The following is a 22,359-nucleotide window of genomic DNA, read 5'->3' on the forward strand; positions in this document are numbered from 1 at the left end:
GACAACGGGATATGAGCTTTCGCAACATTTCCGCCTGGTCGATCCGGAACCCCGTTCCGCCGATCGTGCTGTTCCTGGCGCTGACCATCGCGGGCTTTGTCAGCTTTGCGCGGATGGATGTGAACAACGATCCGGACATCGATTTCCCGATCGTGTGGGTGTCGATCAGCCAGCCCGGTGCCGCACCGAGCGAGCTCGAGACCCAGGTCACGCAGCGCGTCGAGGCGGCGGTGCGCAGTCTGCAGGGTATCGACCAGATCGAATCCACCGTCAGCGAAGGCAATTCGCAGACGGTGATTCAGCTCGACATCGGCACCCCGATCGATCGCGCGGTCAGCGACGTGCGCGACGCGATTGCGCAGATCCGCGGCGACTTGCCCGATGGCATTCTCGAGCCGCTGGTCGGCCGCGCGAACACGTCGGACCAGGAGATCGCGACCTTTACCGCGACCGGCACCGACATGACGATCGAGCAGCTGTCCTGGTATGTCGACAATACGGTCGCCAATGACCTGCTGTCGATCGACGGCCTGTCCGGCGTCGAGCGGATCGGCGGGGTCAGTCGCGAAATCCGCGTCATCCTCAACCTGCCCAAAATCCAGTCGCTCGGGCTGACCGCCTCGCAGGTCAACCAGCAGTTGCGGCAGGTCAATCTGAACGCCGCCGGCGGTCGCACCGAGATTTCGGGCAGCGAACAGTCGGTCCGTGTTCTCGGCAATGCCCAGGACGCGCGCGCGCTCGCCGAAACGCGCATCGCGATCGGTGGCGACCGCAATGTCCGCCTCGGCGATATTGCCGACGTCAAGGACCTCTACGCCGAACAGCGCAGCCTGGCCGAGTTCAATGGCCGGCAGGTGCTGTCGTTCAACATCAAGCGCGCCAAGGGTGCGTCCGATGTCACCGTGTTCGAGGAAGCGGAAAAGAAGCTGGAGGCGCTGAACAAGCGCAATCCGAGCGTCAAGTTCAACGTCCTGTTCAACAGCGTCAAATATACCGAAGCGCAATATCATTCGGCGATGGTCGCGATGATCGAGGGCGCGGTGCTCGCGGTGGTCGTCGTGTTCCTGTTCCTGCGCGACTGGCGGGCGACGCTGATCTCCGCGCTGGCGATTCCGCTCTCGGCCATTCCCACCTTCTGGTTCATGGAGATGCTGGGCTTCACGCTCAACCAGATGACGCTGCTGGCGCTCAGCCTGGTTGCCGGCGTGCTGGTCGACGATGCGATCGTGGAGATCGAGAATATCGTCCGGCACATGCGGATGGGCAAATCCGCCTATCAGGCATCGATCGATGCGGCGGACGAGATCGGCGTTGCGGTGCTGGCCACGACCATGTCGATCGTCGCGGTGTTCCTGCCGGTCGGCCTGATGCCGGGCATTTCGGGGCAGTTCTTCAAGAATTTCGGCCTGACCGTGGTTGCCGCGGTGCTGATGTCGCTGGCCATCGCGCGCCTGCTCACGCCGATGATCGCGGCCTATTTCCTCAAGGCCAAGGGGCATGCCAGCCATGGCGAGGGCGCGATGATGGACGGATATGTCCGCATCCTGCGCTGGACGCTGACGCATCGCTGGGTCGCGGTGGTGGCGTTCCTGGTCGCCTTTGCGCTCGAGATCTTCCTCGCGGCGGGCGGGCCCTTGCCCTTCACCTTCCAGCCCAACCAGGATCAGGACGATATCACCGTCCAGATCGAAATGGTGCCGGGAACCAGCCTGGAGCAGACGAAGACTGTCGTCGACAAAGTGACCGCCATTGTTGCGGCGCGCAGCGACGTGGTCGAAAACGTCTATTCGCGCACCTTTGTCGGCAATGGCCGCGTGGTCGCGATCCTGAAGGACGAGCGCCCGATCACCAGCGTCGAGCTGGAGCAGCAGATACAGCCTGCGCTCGCCCAGATCCCCGATGCGCGCGTCAATGTGCGCTCGCAGGGCGGTTGGGGCGGCAGCGGCCGGGCGGTGTCGATCGTGCTGGGCGGTGAGGATCCCAAGCTGCTCAACGACACGGCGCTCAAGATCGTCGCCGAGATGGAGAAGATGCCCGAGCTGCGCGCACCGCGCATCACCGGCGATCTCCAGCGGCCGGAAATCGTGATCCAGCCGCGCACCGAGCTGGCGGCCGATCTTGGCGTGACGACGGCAGCCCTGTCCAACGCGATCCGCATCGCGACACTGGGCGACATCGACCAGAACAGCGCGAAATTCTCGCTGTCCGATCGTCAGGTGCCGATCCGCGTCGCGCTCGCCGAAAGTTCGCGCGCCGAGCTGGAAACGATCCGCAACCTGCCGGTTGCCACCTCGACCGGCGGATCGGTGCCGCTGGGCGTGGTCGCCGACATCAAGTTTGGCGTGGGCGCGACTCGTATCGATCGTCTGAACCAGAAGCGGCGTCTGGTCGTTGGTGCCGACCTGGCCACCGATCCCAAGACCGGCAAGCCGTTCGTGCTGGGCGCGGTGATGCAGAAGGTCGATCAGCTGCCGACGATGCGCAACCTGCCGATGGGCGTCGGCAAGCTCGAGGTCGGTCAGGCCAAGTGGCAGACCGAAATGCTGGTCAACTTCGTCGTCGCGCTGGTGTCCGGCATCCTGCTGGTCTTCGCGGTGCTGGTGCTGCTCTATCGCGGTGTGATGGCCGCGATGGTCAATCTGTCCTCGCTGCTGATCGCGGCACTGGGCGGGTTCATCGCGCTGTGGCTGACCGGCAATCCGATTTCGATGCCGGTGCTGATCGGGGTGTTGATGCTGCTCGGCATCGTCGCGAAGAACTCGATCCTGCTGATCGACTTCGCGCTGGAGGAGATGGAGAAGGGCGTCGACAAGATCACCGCGATCGTCGACGCGGGGCACAAGCGCGCACAGCCGATCGTGATGACTACGGTCGCGATGGTCGCGGGCATGGTGCCGACTGCACTGTCGCTGAACGGCGACGGGTCATGGCGCGCGCCGATGGGCATCACGGTGATCGGGGGTCTGATCCTGTCGACGCTGCTCACCCTGCTGATCGTGCCGGCGCTGTTCAGCCTGGCGCTCGGCATGGAACGGCGGATCGGTCCGTGGCTTGGTCGCAAACTGCTGACGTTCAGCCCGGGTGACGATGCGGAGGACAAGGCGCGCCTCGCCGGGTCCGTCCCCCCAAGCCGTATCGGCCATAGCGGCAGCGAAGGCACCGCGCCTGCCGAGTGAACCAAAACGACGCACGCGGATTGTTCCGGCTATGAACCCGGCAATCCGCGTGCTTTCTGGTCCTGTGATTCGCTCATCCGACCCCGTCCCGCCTGGCCTCAGGCGCATGCGCATTCTCGCCACCGGCCTGCTGGTACTGATGGCGGCGGTGTATTTCACCGCGCGCAGCTTTGAACCCGATTACACCGTCGCGGGCTTCGTCCGTGCCTTTGCTGAAGCCGCGATGGTCGGCGGGCTGGCCGACTGGTTCGCGGTCACCGCCCTGTTCCGCCACCCGCTCGGACTGCCGATCCCGCATACCGCGATCATTCCGCGCAACAAGGAGCGGATCGCCAGCTCGCTCGCCAATTTCCTGCGCGACAATTTCCTCATTCCCCGCGTCGTGGCGCGGCGGATGCGGACGATCGATGTGGCAGGGGCTGCGGGCCGCTGGCTGGCCCAGCCGCCTGAAAGCTCGGGCCGTCTGCGCCGCGGTGCCTCGCGCATGGCGGCGTCGCTGCTCGAATCGCTCGACAAGGATCAGCTCGGCGGCCTCATCAAGGGCGCGGTCGCCAATCGCCTGCGTCAGACCGACGTTGCGCCCTTGCTGGGTCAGGCACTGGGCGCGGCGATTGCCGAGGGGCGGCACCTGCCGCTGATGGATTCGATGCTGCGCTGGCTGGCCAAGATCATCGACCAGAATGAAGCGCTGATCCGCAAGATGGTGCATGAGCGGGCCGGGTCGATCATGCGCTGGACCGGGCTGGACGAGACGCTGGCCAATGCGATCATCGACGGGCTTTACAAGCTGGTGTCCGACGTCGCTGAGGATCCCGGCCACCCGCTGCGCGCCAAGGTGGAGGAGGGGCTGGAAAAGCTTGCCTTCGACCTGCAGTTCGACATCCCGACCCGATTGAAGGTCGAGGAATTCAAGGCCGACATGCTCGACAATCCCGCACTCGCCCGCTGGATCGAGGGGATGTGGGACCAGGCCCGCGGCGCGTTGCTCCGCGTGGCGCGCGATCCCGATGCCGCGCTGGCCGGCAAGTTTGGCGACGCGCTGCGCCAGCTCGGGCAAACGCTGCAGAGCGACCCGCGCCTCGCGCACATGATCAACCGCTTCGTCCGCCGCGCCGCAGTCGGCACCGCCGCCGATTATGGCGACGGCATCGTGCGGCTGGTGTCGGACACGGTGCGCGGCTGGGACGCGCGCACGATCACCGGACGGCTCGAAAATGCGGTGGGCAAGGATCTGCAGTATATCCGGATTAACGGGACGTTGGTCGGCGGCATGGTCGGGCTGACGCTGCACACGCTGCATACGGTGTTGTAAGCGACCCTATCCTCCCCCGCCAGGGGGAGGTGTCAGCGCAGCTGACGGAGGGGGAGGAAGCGCGATGGGTGAAAGGACGCAGCCTCCGGCTGGCGGGAAGGATTGTGGCTACCCCTCCCAATCCAGCACCGTCCACCCTTCCACCGCCGCCAGCTTGCGCAGCGGGCCATGGGCGTTGACCGCGAACGGCTCGTCCGCCCATTCGAGTACCGGCGCGTCGGAGACATGGTCGCTGTAGAAGCGCACCCGGATGTCCGTTCGCGATAGACCTTCCCGCGCCATCCACGCCTCTATCAGCCGCAATTTGGCCGGGCCGTAGCAATTCTCGCCCTCAAGGTCCGCCAGCACATTGCCATCGGCGTCGCGCCGCGCCGCGGTGGCGATCACCGTGTCGATGTCCAGCCGTGCGGCGATCGCTTCAGCATAATAGCCATGGCTCGCCGTCGCCAGCACCGGCTCCCAGCCCGCCGCGCGATCCGCTTCCACCCGCGCGCGGGCATCGGCGAACATATTTGTCGTCGCCATATCGTCCGCAAATGCATCCGCCACTGCCGCCAGATCGGTGGGCGGGATCGCGCGGCCGATCATCAGGCGATGCGTGATCTCCTTTAGTCGCGCCCGGTCGATCGCCTTGGCCAGATAGGCCAGGCTCGCCACCGCCGCGAGCGGGAGCAGCGCCAGCCGCCACGGCGCCCGCACGCGCGCCGCATGGATCAGGAATGGTGTCCATGTCGCGCGCCGCGTGATCGTCTTGTCCATGTCGTAAATGGCGAATCGGCGCATCGAAACCTTTCCTCGCCGTCCGCAATTGGTTCGGTCGGCACCTTATCCTCTAGCTACAGGTGCTTGCCGTTCCAGTCCGAATCAACGATGGGTGGTCGCGATGAATGCGCCAGCCGACTTTCAGCACGACGCGACCGCCGGGGCGCTGCGGTTCAGCGGCAACCTGTCGTTACGCTCGATCGGCGATCTGCCTGACCGGCTGAACGCGGTCGAGGGGGACGTGAACACGCTCGACATGCGCGGGATCGACCGGATCGACACGGTCGGCGCATGGCTGATCCATCGCTTCGCGCGGGATCGCGGCGCGCAGGTCGCGGGGCTCGATTCGAATCAGCAGCTGTTGTTCGACCATGTCGCCCAGGCCGATCACCCGATCGAAGGGCCGCCGAAGCCGATGGGCGCGTTCGCCCAGTTGCTCGCCGAGATCGGCGAAGCGGTAATTCAGGCGGGCAAGACCATGTTTGGCCTGCTCGGCTTCATGGGCGCGACCGCAGTCGCGGCCGGCCGGGTAATCGCCAATCCGCGTCGCTTTCGCTATCACGCGACGGTGCATCGGTTCGAGGTCGTCGGCGTCTCCGCGCTCGGCATCATCGGACTGATGAGCTTCCTGATCGGGATCGTCATCGCGCAACAGGGCGCGGTCCAGCTGCGCCAGTTCGGCGCGGAGGTGTTCACGATCAACCTGGTCGGGCGCATCACGCTGCGCGAACTGGGCATCCTGATGACCGCGATCATGGTCGCGGGCCGCTCCGGATCGGCCTTTGCGGCGCAGCTCGGCACGATGAAGCTGACCGAAGAGATCGACGCGATGCGCACCATCGGGGTCAACCCGATGGAGGCGCTCGTGCTCCCGCGCGTGATTGCGGCGGTGCTGATGCTGCCTCTGCTTGGCTTCTATGCCTCGCTGCTCGGGATGATCGGCGGCGGGCTGCTGTGCTGGATCGCGCTCGACATCCCGCCGATCACCTTCGTCCAGCGCATTCGCGAAGTGGTGCCGATCACCGACCTCTATGTTGGCCTCGTCAAGGCGCCGGTGTTCGGCGCGATCATCGCCATCGCCGGCTGCTATCAGGGGATGCAGGTCGAGAGCGACGCCGAACAGGTCGGCCTGCGCACCACCACGGCGGTGGTCCAGGCGATCTTCCTCGTCATCGTCCTCGATGCGTTCTTTGCGGTCTTCTTCACCGAAGTGGGGTGGAACTGATGACCGCTCCGACATTCGATGGCGAAGAAGCGATCATCCGCATTCGCGGCCTGCGCAACAGCTTCGGCGATCAGGTCGTGCATGACAATCTCGATCTCGACGTGCGGCCGGGCGAGATTTTGGGCGTGGTCGGCGGATCTGGCACCGGCAAATCGGTGCTGATGCGATCGATCATCGGCCTGCAACCGCCCGATGCAGGTGAGGTCCGTGTCTTTGGCGAATCGGTGATCGACGCCGATGAAGCGCAGGCGATTGAAATCCGTCGGCGGTGGGGCGTGCTTTTTCAGGGCGGCGCGCTGTTTTCGACCCTCACCGTGGCCGAGAATGTCCAGGTCCCGCTCAAGGAATTCTATCCGCAGCTCGACCAGCAGCTCCTCGCCGAGATCGCGGCTTACAAGGTGGTGATGACTGGCCTGCCGCCCGAGGCCGGCCCCAAATATCCCGCCGAGCTTTCAGGCGGCATGAAGAAGCGCGCGGGTCTGTCGCGCAGCCTGGCGCTCGATCCCGAATTGCTGTTCCTCGACGAGCCGACCGCCGGGCTCGATCCGATCGGTGCGGCGGCGTTCGATGAACTGACGCGCTCGCTCCAGCAGACGCTGGGCCTGACGGTCTTCCTCATCACCCATGACCTCGACACGCTCTATGCGATCTGCGACCGCGTCGCGGTGCTGGCCGACAAGCGCGTGATCGCTGTGGGAACGATCGACGAGCTGCTCGCTTTGGATCATCCGTGGATTCAGGAATATTTCAACGGCCCGCGCGGACGCGCGGCGGTGGCGAGCGCGGAACGCGCCGGAGCCATGGGGGCATGAGGGACTGATGGAAACACGCTCAAACCATGTGCTGGTCGGCGCAGTCGTGCTGATCCTGCTCGCCGTGCTGGCGCTGTTCACCGTGTGGCTTGCCCGGGTGAACACGACCAGCGAGAAAGAATATGACATCTTCTTCAAACAGGCGGTGGACGGGCTGAACAAGGGATCGCAGGTCGCCTTTTCCGGTGTGCCCGCCGGCCAGGTCAAGGAAATCGGCCTGTTCAAGCCCGACCCAAGCCTGGTGCGCGTGCGCATCGCGGTGAACAGCGACGTCCCGATCCTGCAGGGCACGACCGCGACGATCCAGGGCGTCGGGTTCACCGGGGTCAGCCAGATTCAGCTCGACGGCGCGGTCAAGGGCGCCCCCCCGATCGTGTGCCCGGATGCCAATCCACGCAGCGTCTGTCCGCTCGGCGTGCCGGTGATTCCGACCAAGCAGGGCGGCCTGGGCGCGCTGCTCAACTCCGCGCCGCGCCTGCTCGAGCGGCTGTCGACGCTGACCGAGCGGCTGACCGAATTGCTGTCCGACCGTAACCAGGCATCGATCAGCGGCATTCTCGCAAATACCGAAAAGCTGACCGGTGAGCTGGCCAAGGGTGCGCCGGACATGCGTGCAACGCTCGCCGAACTGCGCGTCACGGTGCAGAAGGCCGGCGTCGCCGCCGAACAGATCGGCAATCTTGCCGGCACCACCGATCGCGTGCTGGACCAGGAAATCGCGCCGACGATGAAGGATCTGCGCGGCGCGATCGCATCGGCGGACAAGAGCATGAAGGCGCTCGAGCGCACGTTGGGCAAGGCGGACGGCGGCATCGACGAGGTGACGACCAAGACCATTCCCGAGCTCAACCAGCTGATTCAGGACCTGCGCCAGATGACCGCCGCGCTTGCCTCGGTCGCGGAGAAGATCGACCGTGAAGGCGCCGGATCGCTGATCGGATCGCCCAAACTGCCCGACTACGACCCCAAGAAGAAGTGAGCCCGATGATGCGCAAGCTCCTCCTCGCCCCCGTCCTGCTCGCCGCACTGCCGCTTGGCGGATGCATCAAGTTCGGTGCCGAGCCGCCGCCCTCGCTGCTCAAGCTGGAGGCGGACGCTGTGATGCCGACCGGTCAGACGGTGAGCTCGGCGACGGTGCGCGCGATCACTATCGCCGTCCCGTCGGTGCCGCAGGAACTGGCGGTGACCCGCGTTCCGGTGCGCAGCAGCGACACGGCGGTCGCCTATCTGAAGGACGCGCAATGGGTCGAAGCGCCCAACCGCATGTTCGCGCGCGTGCTGGGCGACACGATCTCGGTGCGCACCGGCCGCGTCGTGCTGAACCTGCGTCAGTCGCTGTCCGACCCGGGCGCGCGGCTGGGCGGCGAGTTGCGGCAGTTCGGGGTCGATGCCGACAGCAATGCAGCGGTGGTGGTCTATGAGGCAACGCTGGTGCGCGACCGTCCCGCCGGTGCCGATGGCGTCCGTCCGGCAATGACGTTCGAAAAGCGCCGCTTCGAAGCGCGCGTGCCGATGGCGCAACTGACCCCGACCGAGGCGGGGGCGGCCCTCAATCAGGCGGCGAACCGCGTGGCGGGTGAGGTCGCCGACTGGGTCGGCCGATAACGGCGCTAGTCCACCCGGCGCACCGGCGGCATCACGTTGCAGATGTCCGCTCCACCCGCGGGCAGGTTGAAGAACGGCGGCTGGCGGTTCTCGCGCGCCTTGATCCAGGCCGCGAAACGGGGATTGTCCGCCGCGCGGTATTGAAAGCGTGGGCGCTCCGCTTCGGGCAGCGCGCTGGCCAGTCGACCGCGCACGAACGGCACGTGCTGGCTCGCCTCCTTGTAGAGGCCCAGGCCGCCCTCGGTCCCGCGCGGGAGCGAGGACAGATGCTCGATTCCCTCGATCACGCGCCCCACGATCGCGATGTTGCGGTCGAGATGGCGCGGGCCATGGCCGATCACCGCATACAGGTCGCCGCCGCTGCCGGTACTGGGGGCCAGATCGCGCGCGACCCCGACCATGGCATAGCAATGCGGGATCCACGCGACCGTGCCGTTGGTGGCGAGCGGCCAGCCATCGGCGCTATGCCCCGTGCGGCGGGCGTAAGGATCGCGCCGCGTGAGGCGGGTGATCGCGTCGTAGCGCGGCCAGTCATATTCGGCCGGCGGTTGCGCCACCACGCCGTCCGGCAGCGGCTTCTTCTCGGTCGGGTCACCCCATTGGACGACATAATTGTCATGGACGCGATAGACGCGCGCCGCGTCCCACCACCCCGCCGCCGCCAGCTTGCGGATATTGGCGACATGCACCGGGGCATAGCGCGGCGCGAGGCGGATCACGACCCGTTTGCCCGCGCCCAATGTCATGACCAGCAGCTCGTCGGCGGGGATGTCGCGCCAGTCCCCGACCAGTGGATCGGACGGCAGCGGCGCGGGTGCGGGTGCAGGCGCGGCGGCCTGGAGCGCGAGCGTGAGAGCGAGGGTCAACATGTCCGCAAGCTGTCACGCCTCCTGCGACCGCGCAACGCGCTTGCACAGCGCCGGGCAAATCTCTAGGCAGCGCGCTTCCAGCGGTGCGGAGCGGTGGCCGAGTGGTCGAAGGCGCTCGCCTGGAAAGTGAGTATACGCCAAAAGCGTATCGAGGGTTCGAATCCCTCCCGCTCCGCCATTTGGGCCTTTTTTAGGTCGCCGCGCTCCCTAAAAATCGCTAAAAAAGCCCGGAAATCAGCGGTTTTTTCGTTCCGCTGGGTTTCACTCAATTCCGCATCATCCCGCGCGAAGTGTGGGGAAAAATGAGGTGAGGTGTCATGGGGAGGCTCACTGCGGCGAAAATTCGCAGCCTCTCTGAACTGGGCCGCTACTCCGACGGCGACGGCCTATTCCTCGAAATCAACGGTCGCGGCGCGGCCGGCTGGATTCTTTGCGTGCAATCCGCGGGCAAACGGCAGGATATCGGGCTCGGCTCTGCGAAGTCGGTTTCACTCAAGGACGCTCGCGCGGCGGCCTATGCGACTCGTCAGAAAATCGCCCAGGGGATCGACCCGGTAGCGAAGCGCAAGCAGGAGCGCATAACGGTCCCCACGTTTCGCGAGGCGGCGGTCAGCGTGCATGAAGAGCACCGCGCAGCCTAGAAAAACGGCAAGCATCAGCAGCAGTGGATTTCGACGCTTGAGACCTATGCCTTTCCGGCATTTGGCGGCCGGCCGGTGAACGAGATCGAGGCACCAGCCATTCGTGACTTGCTTGCCCCGATCTGGTTGAGCAAGCCCGGGACGGCGCGTCGCGTGCGCCAACGGATCGCCACGGTTCTCGATTGGGCATGCGCGAAGGGGTTCAGGGCAACCGAGGCGCCGATGCGGTCGATCGCGTAGCGTCTGCCGCGTCAGCCCAAGAAGGATCGGCACTTTGCCGCGATGCCCTATGCCGATGTCCCGGCATTCATCGAGAAGCTGCGGGAGAGGGAGCCCGTCGGCCGCGTTGCCCTCGAAGCCCTGATCCTGACTGCTGCGCGGTCGGGAGAGATGCGCGGCGCATGCAGGTCGGAGTTGGATCTGGAGAACCGCATTTGGTCGGTCCCGGCCCAGCGCATGAAGATGGGGCGGACTCACCTTTTACCCTTGTCCGATGCGGCGGTCGCCGTGTTCGAGCGGGCCAAGGCATTCAAGGTCGGGGCGAGCGACCTCGTGTTTCCGGGGCAGAATGTGAGGCGGCCGCTGTCCGATATGACGTTGCTCAAGATTTTGCGCGACATGGAGCTGGCGTCACGGTTCCTGGGTTAGCTCTGCGTTCCGGGACTGGGTTGCGGACCAGACCGACTATCCCGGAGAGGTGGCCGAGGCTGCGCTGGCGCATGCGGTGTCCAACGAGGTCGAGGCCGCGTATCGGCGCACCGACTTTCTCGACAAGCGCCGGCTTCTCATGCGCGATTGGGCGGGCTTTTGCAGCGGCGCTTCGGCAGCATCGCGCAATGAGCTTGAGAAGGCATAGGCCCGAGGCTGTAGTCGTATTGCAGCGAGTTGGACTCAGGCAAGGAAGTTGGCGGCGGGGTTATCGTGCCGCATTCGACGCGGTGGGAGTACCTTAGTTTGGACAAGAAGCGCTCGATCAAATTGCGCTCAGGTTGAAGCGGCTTGCTGAAGCACGAGAGTGATAGTCGTCGCGTCGACGCCTTTCCAACGAGGCCGAAGTCTTACGGAGCCAGCAAGGTTTGGAAGATCCGGGCAGCGGACTGGGCCCAGTCCAGCGATCGCGCGGCGAGCCACGCATCGTCATAATAGGTGCAGCCGTAGCGTTCGCCGTTGTCGCACAGCAACGTGACGACGGAGCCCTGTTCACCCGCCGCGGCCATCTCGCCGATCAGCCTCGCGCAGGCTACGATGTTGGTACCTGTCGACCCACCGACCCGACGCCCGAGATGATCCGACAGCGCGTGCATCGCGCCGATGCTCTCTACGTCTTCCACCGCGATCATACGATCAATCACGCGGGGCATGAAGCTTGGTTCGACCCGCGCGCGCCCGATACCTTCGATGCAGCTCGAACAGCCTTCGGGCATTTCGATCATGGCGGGATCGGCATAGTGGCGGTGGAAGATCGACCCGACCGGATCGGCGACGCACAGCCGCGTCGCGTGGCGCCGGTAGCTGATATAGCGCCCCATCGTCGCCGAGGTGCCGCCGGTTCCTGCGCCGCATACGATCCACGCGGGCACCGGCGCTTCTTCCGTCGCCATCTGGGTAAAGATGCTCTCGGCGATATTGTTGTTCCCGCGCCAGTCGGTCGCCCGCTCGGCATAAGTGAACTGGTCGAGATAGTGGCCCCCGGTATCCCGAGCGAGCCGATGCGCGACGGCATCGATCGAGCGCGGATCCTCGACCGCATGGATCTCGCCGCTTTGAAAGCGGATCGCGTCGAGCTTCGGCGCTGCCGTGCTTGCCGGCACCACCGCGATGAACCGAAGACCCAGCATCTTCGCGAAATAGGCTTCGCTGACGGCCGTCGAACCCGAGGATGATTCGATGACGCAGGTGTCTGGCCCGATCCACCCGTTGCAAAGCGCGTAGAGAAACAACGAACGCGCCAGGCGGTGCTTGAGACTGCCCGTCGGGTGGCTGCTTTCATCCTTGAGATACAATGTGATGCCGGGATGACGCGGCAGGTCGACGCGGATCAGATGCGTGTCGGCGGATCGGTTATAGTCGGCTTCGATGCGACGGATCGCCTCCATCCGCCATGCCCGATGCGCCGGTCCGGATACCGAACCGATACGTGGAAGAACCGGTTCGGTCTGGACGTTCATGACAGTCATATCCCCGCGATGGTTCGCAATCCGGAACGCGCAGACCGATATCCGCTAGCGCAGACGCTTGCCATATGCATCGACGACTTCGACCTCGCCTAACCCGAGCTTTCGGATTTCCGCCTCGATCGTCGACAGATCGCCGATCACCATCCAGGTGAGCTCCTTGGGTCGGAACAGCCGCCGCGCCGCCGCGCGGACCTGATCTGGCGTCAGCGCCTGCACCCGGCCGATATAGCCGTTCCAATAGTCCTCGGGCAGGCCATATTCGAAGGTGTCGGCGTAGAAGCCCTTCATCCCGCCCGGCCCCTCGAGCTGCGCGGGCAGTCCGAGCAGGAGGACATTCTTGGCGGCGGCGATTTCCTCATCGCTGGGCGGGCGGGTAGTCGCGATCTCGCGGGTCTCGCGATCGATCTCCCGCATCGCTTCGACCGTCTTGTCGGCCTGTACCGATCCACCCGCTTCGACCATTCCGATCAGCGGGGCAGATTCGATGCTCGACGATGCGCCGTAGGACCAGCCTTTTTGTTCGCGAAGGTTCATGTTGAGCCGGGACAGGAAGTGACCGCCGAGAACGGTGTTCGCCACCCTCAGCACCTCGAAATCGGGATTCGTTCGCGGCCCGCCGGTCTGCAGGACCTTGATGATGCTGGACTTCGCTCCGGGCTGATCGATCAGGACGACGCGCGGTCCCGCAGGTCGCGCGGGTGGAACGAGCGTCTGCTTTTCGGGCAGTGGAGTTGCTGGTCGCTTCCAGCCGCTCAGCTGCTGCTCCAGTTTCGGGACGATTTCTGCCAGCGTGATGTCGCCGACGATCAGCAAGGTTGCGTTGTCGGGGCGCACCCAGCGCTCGTAAAAGCGACGCAGGTCGGCGGTGGTCAGTTTCTGGATCGTTTCGGGGGTCAGTCGTGCGGCATAGGGGTGGTCGGCGCCGACGATGTAACGCGGCGCCAGCCGCCGAAACTTGCCAGTGGGCGTCAGGCTGCTTTCTTCATACCCCCGGACGAAACGCTCCTTCTTGCGCGCCCATTCCTCTTGCGGGAAGGTGGGATTGAGCAGGACATCGGCATAGACGTCGAGCGTCTCGTCGAGATTGGCCTTGAGCGCTTCCATCGAATAGCGCGTATCTTCCTGCGCCACCGTCCAATAGACGCTCCCTCCTAGTCGCTCGAGCGCAGTCGAGATGTCGTCGCGCGAACGCGTGACGGTACCTGCCGTCGTCAGTGAGAACCCTTCGGACAGGCCTACCGAGGCCGGGTTGCGATCCGGCAGCGCACCGCCATCGACATACATCGTCATTGACACAGTCGGCACGTCGTGGCGCTCCGCCAGTGCGACCTTGACGCCGTTCGACAAGGTAGCGCGCTGCAGCGCTGGCAGACTGAAATCGGCCATCGCACCGACGGCCGGCTTCGTCGTCCGATCTACCGCAGCGCCGGAGACCTTGTACTCCGGCACGGCCCGCGCTTCGACGATAAGCGCACCGTCCGAAATCCACTGGCGTGCAGCGGCGACCGCCTGAGCAGGCGTTACGGAGAGGGTGCGCTGCTGGCGTACCGCATCATCGCCGGGATCGCCGGCAAACAACTCGCTCTCCGCCAGTCGGGAGGCCAGGCCCAGCACGCCGGACTGGGCGCGCACCGTGCCGGCGTAGCGGCTGCGCTTGTACCGCTCGACCTCTTCTGCACTCGGCCCGGTCCGAAGATAAGCGGCGATTTCCTCATCGAGCGCCGTTTCCAGCCGTTCGAAACTGACGCCCGGCTTGGCCGTGGCGTTTACCTGGAAAATTGAACCCAGCGCCAGCGTCGACACGGCCGATCGAACCTCGCTTGCCAGCTTCCGCTCGAGGACGAGACGCCGGTGCAGGAAACTGGTTGAGCCCTCGCCGAGCGTCTCGGCAGCAATCTTCAACATCGGTATCTGGGGATCGTTACGTCCAGGGACGTTCCAGAATTTGAACAGGATGGGGTTCGCGATCTGAACGTCCATTTGCACCCGCACCTCGCCCGTACGCATGGCGGGCCAATCCTTGACTCGATTGATCGGCGGCCCCGCGGGAATATTGCCGAAGTAGCGGGTGACCTTCTCGCGCGCCTCCGCCACCGTCACGTCGCCGGAAAGTACCAGCACCGCGTTGTTGGGACGATACCAGGTGTTGAAGAACGCGCGGACATCGTCGAGCGTGGCCGCGTTGAGGTCCTCCATGGAGCCGATCGGCGCCCAGCTATAGGGGTGCCCGGCGGGATAGCTGCGCCGCATCACAATTTCGCCCATCTCCGCGAGCGGTTGGTTCTCGCGCTGGCGCTTCTCGTTCTGAACGACCTTGCGCTGCTCGTCGAGCTTGGCCTGGTCGACTGCTGGCAGCAGGTTCGCCATCCGGTCCGACTCAAGCCATAGGACGCGATCGAGTGCCACGCTCGGGATAACCTGATAATATTTGGTGGTATCGAACTCGGTGGTGCCGTTCGCGCTGGCACCCACTTCGTTCATCTGTTCGAACCAGTCGGAGTCGGCATGTTGCGACCCATTGAACATCAGATGCTCGAACAGATGCGCGAACCCGGTGCGCCCCGGCGTCTCATTGGCGCTGCCGACATGATACCATACGCCGACCGCCACGATCGGCGTCTTGTGATCCTCGTGCACGATCACGGTCAGGCCGTTGGGAAGCACGAACCGCTCGAAGGAGATCGGGATCGGCTTCATCTCAGGGGCCACTGATGCCGGTTGTTTGACCGATGTCGTGGACTTGCGCGGGGTCGTCTGCTGAGCAGACGCCCCCGCCATGGCGACCGATCCCAGCAGCAGGGCAAGCGGAATTGCGGAAGAAGACCGAACTTTCATGACGTTCTCCAGATACGCGGGAGGAGGACCGCGGAGCGCCGCCCCACGGTCAAAGAGCATCGATCGTGCGCGGCTACTTGCCGAAGGATTTGCGCAGGCTAATCGTGAAGCGACGCAACCGGGCGTCGCCATAGCTACTGTAGCCCGACGCCCGATAGGTGGTGATCGCGACGACCGGCGGCGTTTTGTCGAAGACGTTCTGGATACCCGCAGACAGCCGCAGTCCGTTCAAAACGCCACTCGTGTCGCCAAAGTCATAGGCAAGAAACAGATCGCTATAGGACTGGACCGGCACCTTGCGCTCGCCTTGCAGCGCGACCGCACTCGCGATCGCGCCGCTCGTCGTGCTCGGGTCCGAAGTATTGTAGATGTTGTAGCTGCTATAGAACTGCGTATTCCATTGCACGTTGAGCTTGCCGATCTGCCAGTCGAACCCGGCATTGCCTTGCCAACGCAATGGCCCGTCCCGGTTGCCGGCATAGTTGAGCGAGGTTCCCTGTGCCGTGGTTTGCCGGATGCTGTCTGGATGCCAGGTGCCGATCCCGTACAGCCGAACCTTGCCGAGCGCATGGTCTTCCCAAAGATAATCGAGCTGGAAGTCGACCGACTGATAGATTGCGCGGAAGAAATTGACCGGTGAGGCATCGATCGAGACGATCCGACCGAGATATCCCGCAGGATCGCCCGCTTGCGGGGCAGCTTCCCGGACCACCCGGCCCGGAAACTGTTCCGGATTCGCCAGCAGATAGGGGATCGGGACACCGCCGATCTCGCTGTCCTTCTTGATCCGGGTATAATCTGCCGAGAAGCGCAGACCCCTGAACGGCGTCAGAATTGCGCCCAGCGACAGGCTCTTGGAACGTTCGGGCTGAAGCTCGGTGTTCCCGAGGCCGGTAATGAGGCTGTAGCTATAGCCCTCGGCGCGATTGCCGCGAAAGGGATCGGGATTGAACTGCCCGATTGTCAACGTGGTATTCGCCAACTGGATCACGCTGGGCGGCAGGAAACCGGTGGCGAAGCTCGCGCGCAGGACGAGACCTTCGAACGGAGAATACTTCGCGGCGAGCGTGTAGTTGGTGCTATCGATCCGCGCCTCAAGCGGGGTGTAGGTCGGAAAGATCGCATTGGGGTCGGTGGTGACGAGCTGATAGGCGCTCAGCGGCGCCGAGCGGGTCAGATAATCGTCATGGCGCACTGCGCCGCGCAACTCGAGTTCGCGCAGCATCGGAATGTCGCTCGCCGAGGAGACGAGTGGGAGCGTCACTTCGGCATAGGCCGAATTGGTTCGTTGGAAGCGTGGCGAGTAAAACGTATAGGTGCGTGCGCGGGTCGACTGGTTGAGCGTCACGTCCCGCGTGCTTTCGATCGTCCGCGCTTCCCGCTGCAGGGCCGCAGTCAGCGTGGCCGAGCCGCCAGGCAGCTTGAACAGCGGTCCGGACGCGCGGATCACCGGATTGTCGAAGGTCGACTCGTAGGGGCCGGTGACGGCCGTCGGCTCGTCGAACAAATAGCTTCCGAAATCGATTGGGCCCTGAAACGGGTTGAGCTGGGGGCGCCCGGCGCAAGAGGCTGCGGTCGATGCATTGAGGCCGCAGGTGGTGGCCGCCAGTTCGGTCACATAGACATAGCCCGTCGAACGGGCGGAGGACCAACTCCGATTGAACTCGACATTGACCGCCCATTTGCCCGGAAGCCGCACGATCGCGCCGGTGCTCAGGCGTCGGCTGGTCGATTCGAATTCATAGGGGAAGGCATAGTCCGGGACCGGGAACGAGACCGTCACCTGCTGCTGAAAGGGGTTTGTCGGCGCGTTGGCCGCCAGCGTCGCGGTGTTCGGAAGCTGGGTGACGCCGACGCTGTTACCCTTGTTCACGAAGTGCGAATAGTCGGCGAACATGTCGAGCCAGCTGTTGAACTTGCGTCTGACATTGACGTTGAACGAGCGAAGTTCGGACGACGTGATCAGCGCGCGTTCCGACCCGTTCAGGTCCTCGGGCATATCCAGATTGAGCCGGCCAGCCCCGGCGACGAAAGCCGCGCCACCGTCGCTCCCATAGCCCGCATAGCCAAGCGGTATTGTGGCTAGGTTCGAGTTGAGCGCGACGCCATTGTCGAGCACAAGGTTCGCACCGGTGCTGCTGCGAATGTTGATGCCGTTGCCGATCGGTGGTGTGGCGTTCCCGATGTAGGGCGACTGGTTGGCAAAACCGCGGTCGACGCCCTGTTGCACCAGCCGCCGGCGGTCCTTGACGAGCAACGTGCCTGAGTCGCTTATCGCGCCGCTGAACGCCACGGTGGTTCGTCCGCCCTCGAGCGCAAAGCCGCCCGCGACATCCAGACGGGTCATCGGGGCATGAAAATCGAACGTTGAATTATGGCTGAGCGTAACGTCGATGCCGCGATAGTCGCTGCGCAGGACAATATTGATGACGCCGCCGACTGCATTTCCGCCATAGATGCCGCCGGCGGACGATGGGAGCACCTCGATGCGCTCGATGGCACCGACCGGGATTCCGTTGAGATCAGGCTGAGCCGGCCCGCCATTGGCTGCTGAGCGGTCCGCTACCCGGCGCCCGTTCACCAAGATCAACGTCTGGTTGGAGCCGAGTCCGCGAAGGTTGAACGTGGAATAGGGCGAGCCAACGCCGCCTGCGGTCTGTGCGTTCGACCCACCGAACCGGCTGTTCTGCGGAAGTCGGCTGCTCAGAAATTCTTCGACGGACGCGGCTTGGGACGAACGAATTTCCTCTTTTCCGAACACCACATAGGGTTGATCGTCGTCCTCGCTGCGGCGGATATCGGCGTTGAGCGAGCGGTTGCCGACGATGAGGATCTCCGATCGCCCGGCACTTGCTTCGTCCGTCGCGGGGCTACCGGGGTCCGACGTGACTTGCGGCGCGCGTTCGATCACCATCGCCCCGCTCGCCGTCTGGCGCGCGCGCAAGCCCGAGCCCTGCAGCAATCGTTCGAGGGCTTGCTCGAAACTCATGCGCCCGGTCAGGCGGGGAGCCCGCTTTCCACGCGTGAGGTCAGCCGAAAAATGCAGCCGCCGATTGCTCTGGCGTGCAAGCTCGGTCAGCGACGTGCCCAGGCCCTGCGAAGCGATGTCGTAGCTGCGCGCCACGTCCTGCCCCGACGCCTCGGCTGGTACCGCCACGAGTGCCGCCGTGGCGGCCATCAACGCCGCCTTCATCCAGTTCCGGTTCCCAATCCCCACCCTTTTGTTCCCCCCGTCGATGTGTCGATCGACTATGAAGACGGGTCGAGGCGCCGGGTCCGCAAAAAAACTTTCACAAAAGCATCACTCGTCGCTGGTGTGGAAGGTCATTGGTCCATCGCGTTCCTGCGTTATCCGCACCGGCAAGACCTCGGTCGCGGCGCGTGCGAACGCCTCGGGATCGTTTGCCTTGAACACCCCACTGACGCGATACGCGCCCACTGTGGCATCAGCCAGCGCGATCGGCCGGGTCGTGTAGCGATTGATCTCAGCTACGGCCTCTGCCAGCGGCACGTCGTTGAAGACGAGTTGCCCGCCGCGCCATGCCGTCACGTCACGCGGTTCAACGGGCTTGACCTCGAGCGGCGCGGCTGGCGCGGCGACGGCACCGTCGCCTGCCGTAAGCGTGATTTCGCGTCGTGGCGCGCCCGGCGCCGCTCCCGCCCGCGATGCCGCACGCACTTTCACGACGCCCTCCACCATCGCGATGCGTACGCGATCACCCTCGAGGCGCACATTGAAGACAGTGCCGATGGCGGTGATCTCTTGTCCCTGCGCATAGACGCGGAACGGACGCGACTGTCCATGCGCCACTTCGAACAGCGCTTGCCCACGGAGGAGGTGCACCGCGCGTTCTCCCGTCGAATAGGCGACGCGGATCTGGCTATCGGTATCGAGCGTCGCGACCGATCCGTCGGGCAGGTCGATCGCCGCACGCTCCCCGATCCCGGTTCGATAGCGCCGCGCCGCCGGATCGCCCGCGTTGCTCGCGAGCGAAGGCGGCTGCGCCGTCGGGATCAGCGTGTGCTGCGGGGCAGCGGTCCAGATCATCGTCGCGACGACGGCGGCCGCCGCTGCTACGACCGCGCCGGTCCAACCCCACAGCCGTTTGCGACTGCCCCGCGCTTGCAAGGCCGTTCGCCGCAGTTCGATCAGCGCGGAATCGCCAGCATGCCGCGCGGTCACGCTCAGCGCCCACACTGCATCGTCATAAGCATCGGCATGCCTGTCGTCTTCTGCGAGCCACTGCGCGAAACGCAGTTGCTCGGCCTCGCTCAGGTCGCCCTGATCCTGCCGCAACACCCAAGCGGCCGCGCTCTCGTGCACTGCATCGGGCTGCCAAGGCGCGCGCGGGCGGGGCGTGGGGAACGCGCTCATGTCACGCGTCTCCGGCGCTCGGCGAGGCAGGCGGTGGCGAGCGTGATCTGTGCCTCCACGGTGCGTTTCGAAATTCCGAGCCGCTGCGCGATCTCGGTTCGCGGCAAATTCTCGAGTCTGGCGAGAATGAAGATGTTTCGCATGCGTTCGGGCATTTCGTTCAGTGCGGCGATCAGAATGTCTAGTTCCTGGCGCCCGCCAAGGATCCGCTCAGGGTCGAAATCGTCCATCCTATGGACCTGCTCGGCAAACCCGGCGACGGGATGCGCGACGCGTACCTTTTGATATCGGAAATAGTCGCGGGCAAGATTGGCAGCGGTGACGAACAGATAGCGGTCGGCACTTTCGACATGAGCGAGGTCATCCTTTTGCAGTAGCCGTGCGAATACCTCCTGGACCAGATCCTGCGCATCGGATGCGGGAATGGCGCGACGGGTAAAGTAGCGCAGCAGAACGCTTCCATAGCTTAGCGACAGGCTCTCGATCGATCGTCGCGCCTGGTTCTCATCGATCGGAATCGGTCGGTCTCGCATAGCTGATCGCGGCCTTATCGACTTTTCAGAGACAAGACGCGCGAGCAGGAGCGATCCGCAAGAAAAAATGCTGGAGCGCCGGGCTTTCGGGCGCGAGACGCGCTTGGGTCTGCCCTGCCCATGAGGCGAGCGTCGGTCGCCGCCGACGCGCAGGCGCGTTGCGAGTCAATTCAGCGCCCGGCGCGCCACTTCATATCGGTTCGCACGCAACGCCTCCATCAGACGGTCGCCGTGCGCACGATCCTGAATCTCGACCAATAGCTCGAGTGATACCCGTTTGGGATTGACGCTGAGTGCCATCCGGTCGTGCCCTACCTCGACGATGCATGCGCCCTCTCGGCCTAGCAGCGTTGCAATATCGGCTAGCATGCCAGGCTGATCGGAGATGGTGACGTCGAGCCGCATCAGCGAACCCTGTCGGATCTGATCGCGTAGGATCACGTTGGCGAACATTCTGCTATCGATGTTTCCGCCGGTCAGCGGAACTGCGACGCGCTTCCCCCTGAATCGGCTGCCATGTTCCAGCACCGCGGCAAGGCCGGCCGCCCCGGCGCCTTCGCACACCGTCTTCTCGACCGATTGTAGCAACGCGATAGCCCTCTCGATGGAAGCTTCCTCGACGAGCAGGATATCGTCCACCAACGCCGAGACGAACTGGCGCGTAAGCGCCCCTGCGCGCTTGACCGCGATGCCTTCGGCAATCGTTACACCGTCGGGGACGGGCGCGTCGTCGCCGGCGACTGCTCGGACCATCGATGGATAGATGACCGACTGTACGCCGATCACCTGGAGGTCGGGGTTGATCGCCTTCGCGGCGATCGCCACGCCCGCAATCAAGCCGCCGCCGCCTATTGGGACCACGATGACGTCAAGATTCTCGATGGCGCGAACGATCTCGAGTCCGAGCGTTCCCTGCCCTGCGATTACCTCGACATCGTCATAAGGGTGAACCAAGGTCAGGCCGCGCTGCTCTACAAGTTGCTCCGCCAGTGCGTGCGATTCGGCAAGATTTGCGCCCTCGACGATGACGCGGGCGCCATGGTCGCGCGTGCGCGAAATCTTGGTGAGTGGCGTGCCGACTGGCATGACGATGGTTGCAGCGATCCCCAGCCGGGCAGCATGATAGGCTACCCCTTGGGCATGGTTTCCAGCAGACATCGCGACGACGCCCAAACCCCGCTGCTTCGGGCCAAGGCCAAGCAGCTTGTTAAGCGCACCGCGTTCCTTGAAGCTCGCGGTGAATTGAAGGTTTTCGAATTTGAGGAAGAGTTCGCACCCAGCGAGGCGCGACAGCGTACGACTTGGCAAGCATGGTGTGTTCATGACGTGATCCGCGAGTCGCTGTTCAGCCTGCTCGATGTCCGCGAAAGAGGGCTTGATCTGATTCATGGCCTGGTCCGTTACAGGGGTAGCATCAGGACCGTGGCGTCGTGGAAACCCAAGCGGTTGCCGTTCGGCCGCATCGTCCGGCCAGAGCCGGACCACCACCTTTGCGAGAGAACGCGAGGTTGGCGCGGGCCGTGGCCCGTCTCCAGATGCAAGCACGTGGGGCGTGCCATGCCGTTTAAGACGGCTCAGGGCGATCAAGCCGCAGTCTCGCCAGAAAAATATTTTGGTGCGGCTGGCGGCTGGAGGAGAGGCTGGCGTGGATCGGCCCTTTCGCTGTTGTGCGATGAATATCGGCGGACGATGGTTCTTGTAGGCGTCAGGCTCGAACGCCGACGCGTGCGCCCCGCTCAAGCATGGACCATGACTGTGTAAGGCTCCTCCTGCGGACTTGGATTTACACGCTCCTGGAAGCAGGCAGTTTCATGGTGAGTGGCGCCGAAAACGTCCTGATGTTCAGCTACAACCTTCACAGTAGCTGCCACAAAGGCGGCATGATCGCCAACCAGGAAGCCAATTCCGATGGCAAGCGTCAGCGCCAGCGTGATGCCTTAGCGTCGGGATGATCCATTCGCATTGAGAGGGTTGAACCGTAGTTCCTGCGCGGGACGCCTTGCGGGCTTTTTCCCTGATCGCATCAATGTCCATCCG

General features: G+C 64.4%; 19 protein-coding genes, 1 tRNA gene and 1 riboswitch. Of the genes, 12 read left to right on the forward strand and 8 right to left on the reverse strand.

Annotated features, from left to right (window positions below):
* Positions 1 to 11 precede the first annotated feature (11 nt).
* Together ACO05N_RS05855 and ACO05N_RS05860 are read left to right on the forward strand one after the other, a co-directional pair.
* A complete protein-coding gene (locus ACO05N_RS05855; protein WP_422056230.1) occupies positions 12 to 3,176 on the forward strand; it encodes an efflux RND transporter permease subunit in 3,165 nt (1,054 codons plus the stop codon).
* Positions 3,177 to 3,282: 106 nt separating this feature from the next.
* Positions 3,283 to 4,488 (forward strand): DUF445 domain-containing protein, encoded by a 1,206-nt coding sequence (locus tag ACO05N_RS05860; RefSeq protein WP_422056231.1) that lies wholly within the window; start codon positions 3,283 to 3,285, stop codon positions 4,486 to 4,488.
* A 108-nt stretch (positions 4,489 to 4,596) separates the two neighbouring features.
* On the opposite strand, the gene ACO05N_RS05865 is transcribed toward ACO05N_RS05860, so the two are convergent.
* Complete coding sequence (locus tag ACO05N_RS05865) at positions 4,597 to 5,271, reverse strand: HAD family hydrolase (RefSeq protein WP_422056232.1); 675 nt, start codon at positions 5,269 to 5,271, stop codon at positions 4,597 to 4,599.
* Positions 5,272 to 5,371: 100 nt separating this feature from the next.
* Here ACO05N_RS05865 and ACO05N_RS05870 point away from each other — a divergent pair, with 100 nt between their 5' ends.
* The 4 genes from ACO05N_RS05870 to ACO05N_RS05885 are packed head-to-tail and all read left to right on the forward strand — an operon-like array spanning position 5,372 to position 8,892.
* Entirely contained in the window at positions 5,372 to 6,475 is a 1,104-nt protein-coding gene (locus ACO05N_RS05870) for an MlaE family lipid ABC transporter permease subunit (RefSeq protein ID WP_422056233.1), read from the forward strand.
* Positions 6,475 to 7,287 carry an ABC transporter ATP-binding protein gene (locus ACO05N_RS05875; protein WP_422056234.1) on the forward strand — a complete coding sequence of 271 codons (813 nt, stop codon included), beginning with the start codon at positions 6,475 to 6,477 and terminating at the stop codon, positions 7,285 to 7,287. The genes ACO05N_RS05870 and ACO05N_RS05875 overlap by 1 nt, the downstream gene beginning before the upstream one ends.
* A gap of 7 nt (positions 7,288 to 7,294) precedes the next feature.
* The gene (locus tag ACO05N_RS05880) at positions 7,295 to 8,266 is read left to right on the forward strand and encodes an MlaD family protein (protein ID WP_422056235.1); all 972 of its coding nucleotides are present in this window, start codon (positions 7,295 to 7,297) and stop codon (positions 8,264 to 8,266) included.
* A gap of 8 nt (positions 8,267 to 8,274) precedes the next feature.
* Positions 8,275 to 8,892: an ABC-type transport auxiliary lipoprotein family protein gene (locus tag ACO05N_RS05885; RefSeq protein WP_422056236.1), complete on the forward strand. Its 618-nt coding sequence runs from the start codon at positions 8,275 to 8,277 to the stop codon at positions 8,890 to 8,892.
* Positions 8,893 to 8,897: 5 nt separating this feature from the next.
* Here the strand turns inward: ACO05N_RS05885 and ACO05N_RS05890 are convergent, their stop codons facing one another.
* Complete coding sequence (locus tag ACO05N_RS05890) at positions 8,898 to 9,761, reverse strand: peptidylprolyl isomerase (protein ID WP_422056237.1); 864 nt, start codon at positions 9,759 to 9,761, stop codon at positions 8,898 to 8,900.
* An 87-nt stretch (positions 9,762 to 9,848) separates the two neighbouring features.
* Here ACO05N_RS05890 and ACO05N_RS05895 point away from each other — a divergent pair.
* The 5 genes from ACO05N_RS05895 (at position 9,849) to ACO05N_RS05915 (ending at position 11,258) form a co-directional block, all read left to right on the forward strand.
* Positions 9,849 to 9,939: transfer RNA gene (locus ACO05N_RS05895), tRNA-Ser, on the forward strand.
* A 139-nt stretch (positions 9,940 to 10,078) separates the two neighbouring features.
* The gene (locus ACO05N_RS05900; RefSeq protein ID WP_422056238.1) at positions 10,079 to 10,402 is read left to right on the forward strand and encodes an Arm DNA-binding domain-containing protein; all 324 of its coding nucleotides are present in this window, start codon (positions 10,079 to 10,081) and stop codon (positions 10,400 to 10,402) included.
* Between the two features lie 27 nt (positions 10,403 to 10,429).
* Positions 10,430 to 10,642 carry a phage integrase central domain-containing protein gene (locus ACO05N_RS05905; protein WP_422058714.1) on the forward strand — a complete coding sequence of 71 codons (213 nt, stop codon included), beginning with the start codon at positions 10,430 to 10,432 and terminating at the stop codon, positions 10,640 to 10,642.
* Between the two features lie 42 nt (positions 10,643 to 10,684).
* A complete protein-coding gene (locus tag ACO05N_RS05910; protein ID WP_422056239.1) occupies positions 10,685 to 11,050 on the forward strand; it encodes a tyrosine-type recombinase/integrase in 366 nt (121 codons plus the stop codon).
* Between the two features lie 49 nt (positions 11,051 to 11,099).
* Positions 11,100 to 11,258, forward strand: coding sequence for a hypothetical protein (locus ACO05N_RS05915; RefSeq protein ID WP_422056240.1), 159 nt, complete (start codon positions 11,100 to 11,102; stop codon positions 11,256 to 11,258).
* Positions 11,259 to 11,460: 202 nt separating this feature from the next.
* Here ACO05N_RS05915 and ACO05N_RS05920 read toward each other — a convergent pair whose 3' ends face one another.
* From ACO05N_RS05920 to ACO05N_RS05945, 6 genes are all read right to left on the reverse strand, one after another.
* Positions 11,461 to 12,570, reverse strand: coding sequence for a PLP-dependent cysteine synthase family protein (locus ACO05N_RS05920; protein ID WP_422058715.1), 1,110 nt, complete (start codon positions 12,568 to 12,570; stop codon positions 11,461 to 11,463).
* A gap of 54 nt (positions 12,571 to 12,624) precedes the next feature.
* Complete coding sequence (locus ACO05N_RS05925) at positions 12,625 to 15,414, reverse strand: M16 family metallopeptidase (RefSeq protein ID WP_422056241.1); 2,790 nt, start codon at positions 15,412 to 15,414, stop codon at positions 12,625 to 12,627.
* Between the two features lie 73 nt (positions 15,415 to 15,487).
* Positions 15,488 to 18,592 carry a TonB-dependent receptor gene (locus ACO05N_RS05930; protein ID WP_422056242.1) on the reverse strand — a complete coding sequence of 1,035 codons (3,105 nt, stop codon included), beginning with the start codon at positions 18,590 to 18,592 and terminating at the stop codon, positions 15,488 to 15,490.
* Between the two features lie 123 nt (positions 18,593 to 18,715).
* The gene (locus ACO05N_RS05935) at positions 18,716 to 19,789 is read right to left on the reverse strand and encodes a FecR family protein (protein ID WP_422056243.1); all 1,074 of its coding nucleotides are present in this window, start codon (positions 19,787 to 19,789) and stop codon (positions 18,716 to 18,718) included.
* Complete coding sequence (locus ACO05N_RS05940; protein WP_422056244.1) at positions 19,786 to 20,322, reverse strand: sigma-70 family RNA polymerase sigma factor; 537 nt, start codon at positions 20,320 to 20,322, stop codon at positions 19,786 to 19,788. Before ACO05N_RS05940 ends, ACO05N_RS05935 begins: the two co-directional genes overlap by 4 nt.
* A gap of 165 nt (positions 20,323 to 20,487) precedes the next feature.
* Positions 20,488 to 21,711 carry a threonine ammonia-lyase gene (locus tag ACO05N_RS05945; protein WP_422056245.1) on the reverse strand — a complete coding sequence of 408 codons (1,224 nt, stop codon included), beginning with the start codon at positions 21,709 to 21,711 and terminating at the stop codon, positions 20,488 to 20,490.
* Between the two features lie 43 nt (positions 21,712 to 21,754).
* Positions 21,755 to 21,866: riboswitch (SAM-I-IV-variant riboswitch) on the reverse strand.
* A gap of 270 nt (positions 21,867 to 22,136) precedes the next feature.
* Between ACO05N_RS05945 and ACO05N_RS05950 the strand changes: the two genes are divergently transcribed.
* Positions 22,137 to 22,274, forward strand: coding sequence for a hypothetical protein (locus ACO05N_RS05950; protein WP_422056246.1), 138 nt, complete (start codon positions 22,137 to 22,139; stop codon positions 22,272 to 22,274).
* Positions 22,275 to 22,359 lie beyond the last annotated feature (85 nt).

Origin of the sequence: Sphingomonas sp., assembly GCF_965227385.1 — a bacterium.
Lineage (GTDB): Bacteria > Pseudomonadota > Alphaproteobacteria > Sphingomonadales > Sphingomonadaceae > Sphingomonas.

Coding starts and splice junctions, on each gene's coding strand:
- ACO05N_RS05870 (WP_422056233.1), top strand. CDS start 5,372: ATGAATGCGCCAGCCGACTTTCAGCACGACGCGACCGCCGGGGCGCTG.
- ACO05N_RS05920 (WP_422058715.1), bottom strand. CDS start 12,570: ATGAACGTCCAGACCGAACCGGTTCTTCCACGTATCGGTTCGGTATCC.
- ACO05N_RS05855 (WP_422056230.1), top strand. CDS start 12: ATGAGCTTTCGCAACATTTCCGCCTGGTCGATCCGGAACCCCGTTCCG.
- ACO05N_RS05865 (WP_422056232.1), bottom strand. CDS start 5,271: ATGCGCCGATTCGCCATTTACGACATGGACAAGACGATCACGCGGCGC.
- ACO05N_RS05885 (WP_422056236.1), top strand. CDS start 8,275: ATGCGCAAGCTCCTCCTCGCCCCCGTCCTGCTCGCCGCACTGCCGCTT.
- ACO05N_RS05890 (WP_422056237.1), bottom strand. CDS start 9,761: ATGTTGACCCTCGCTCTCACGCTCGCGCTCCAGGCCGCCGCGCCTGCA.
- ACO05N_RS05930 (WP_422056242.1), bottom strand. CDS start 18,592: ATGGCCGCCACGGCGGCACTCGTGGCGGTACCAGCCGAGGCGTCGGGG.
- ACO05N_RS05910 (WP_422056239.1), top strand. CDS start 10,685: ATGCCCTATGCCGATGTCCCGGCATTCATCGAGAAGCTGCGGGAGAGG.
- ACO05N_RS05900 (WP_422056238.1), top strand. CDS start 10,079: ATGGGGAGGCTCACTGCGGCGAAAATTCGCAGCCTCTCTGAACTGGGC.
- ACO05N_RS05935 (WP_422056243.1), bottom strand. CDS start 19,789: ATGAGCGCGTTCCCCACGCCCCGCCCGCGCGCGCCTTGGCAGCCCGAT.
- ACO05N_RS05875 (WP_422056234.1), top strand. CDS start 6,475: ATGACCGCTCCGACATTCGATGGCGAAGAAGCGATCATCCGCATTCGC.
- ACO05N_RS05860 (WP_422056231.1), top strand. CDS start 3,283: ATGCGCATTCTCGCCACCGGCCTGCTGGTACTGATGGCGGCGGTGTAT.
- ACO05N_RS05925 (WP_422056241.1), bottom strand. CDS start 15,414: ATGAAAGTTCGGTCTTCTTCCGCAATTCCGCTTGCCCTGCTGCTGGGA.
- ACO05N_RS05940 (WP_422056244.1), bottom strand. CDS start 20,322: ATGCGAGACCGACCGATTCCGATCGATGAGAACCAGGCGCGACGATCG.
- ACO05N_RS05945 (WP_422056245.1), bottom strand. CDS start 21,711: ATGAATCAGATCAAGCCCTCTTTCGCGGACATCGAGCAGGCTGAACAG.
- ACO05N_RS05880 (WP_422056235.1), top strand. CDS start 7,295: ATGGAAACACGCTCAAACCATGTGCTGGTCGGCGCAGTCGTGCTGATC.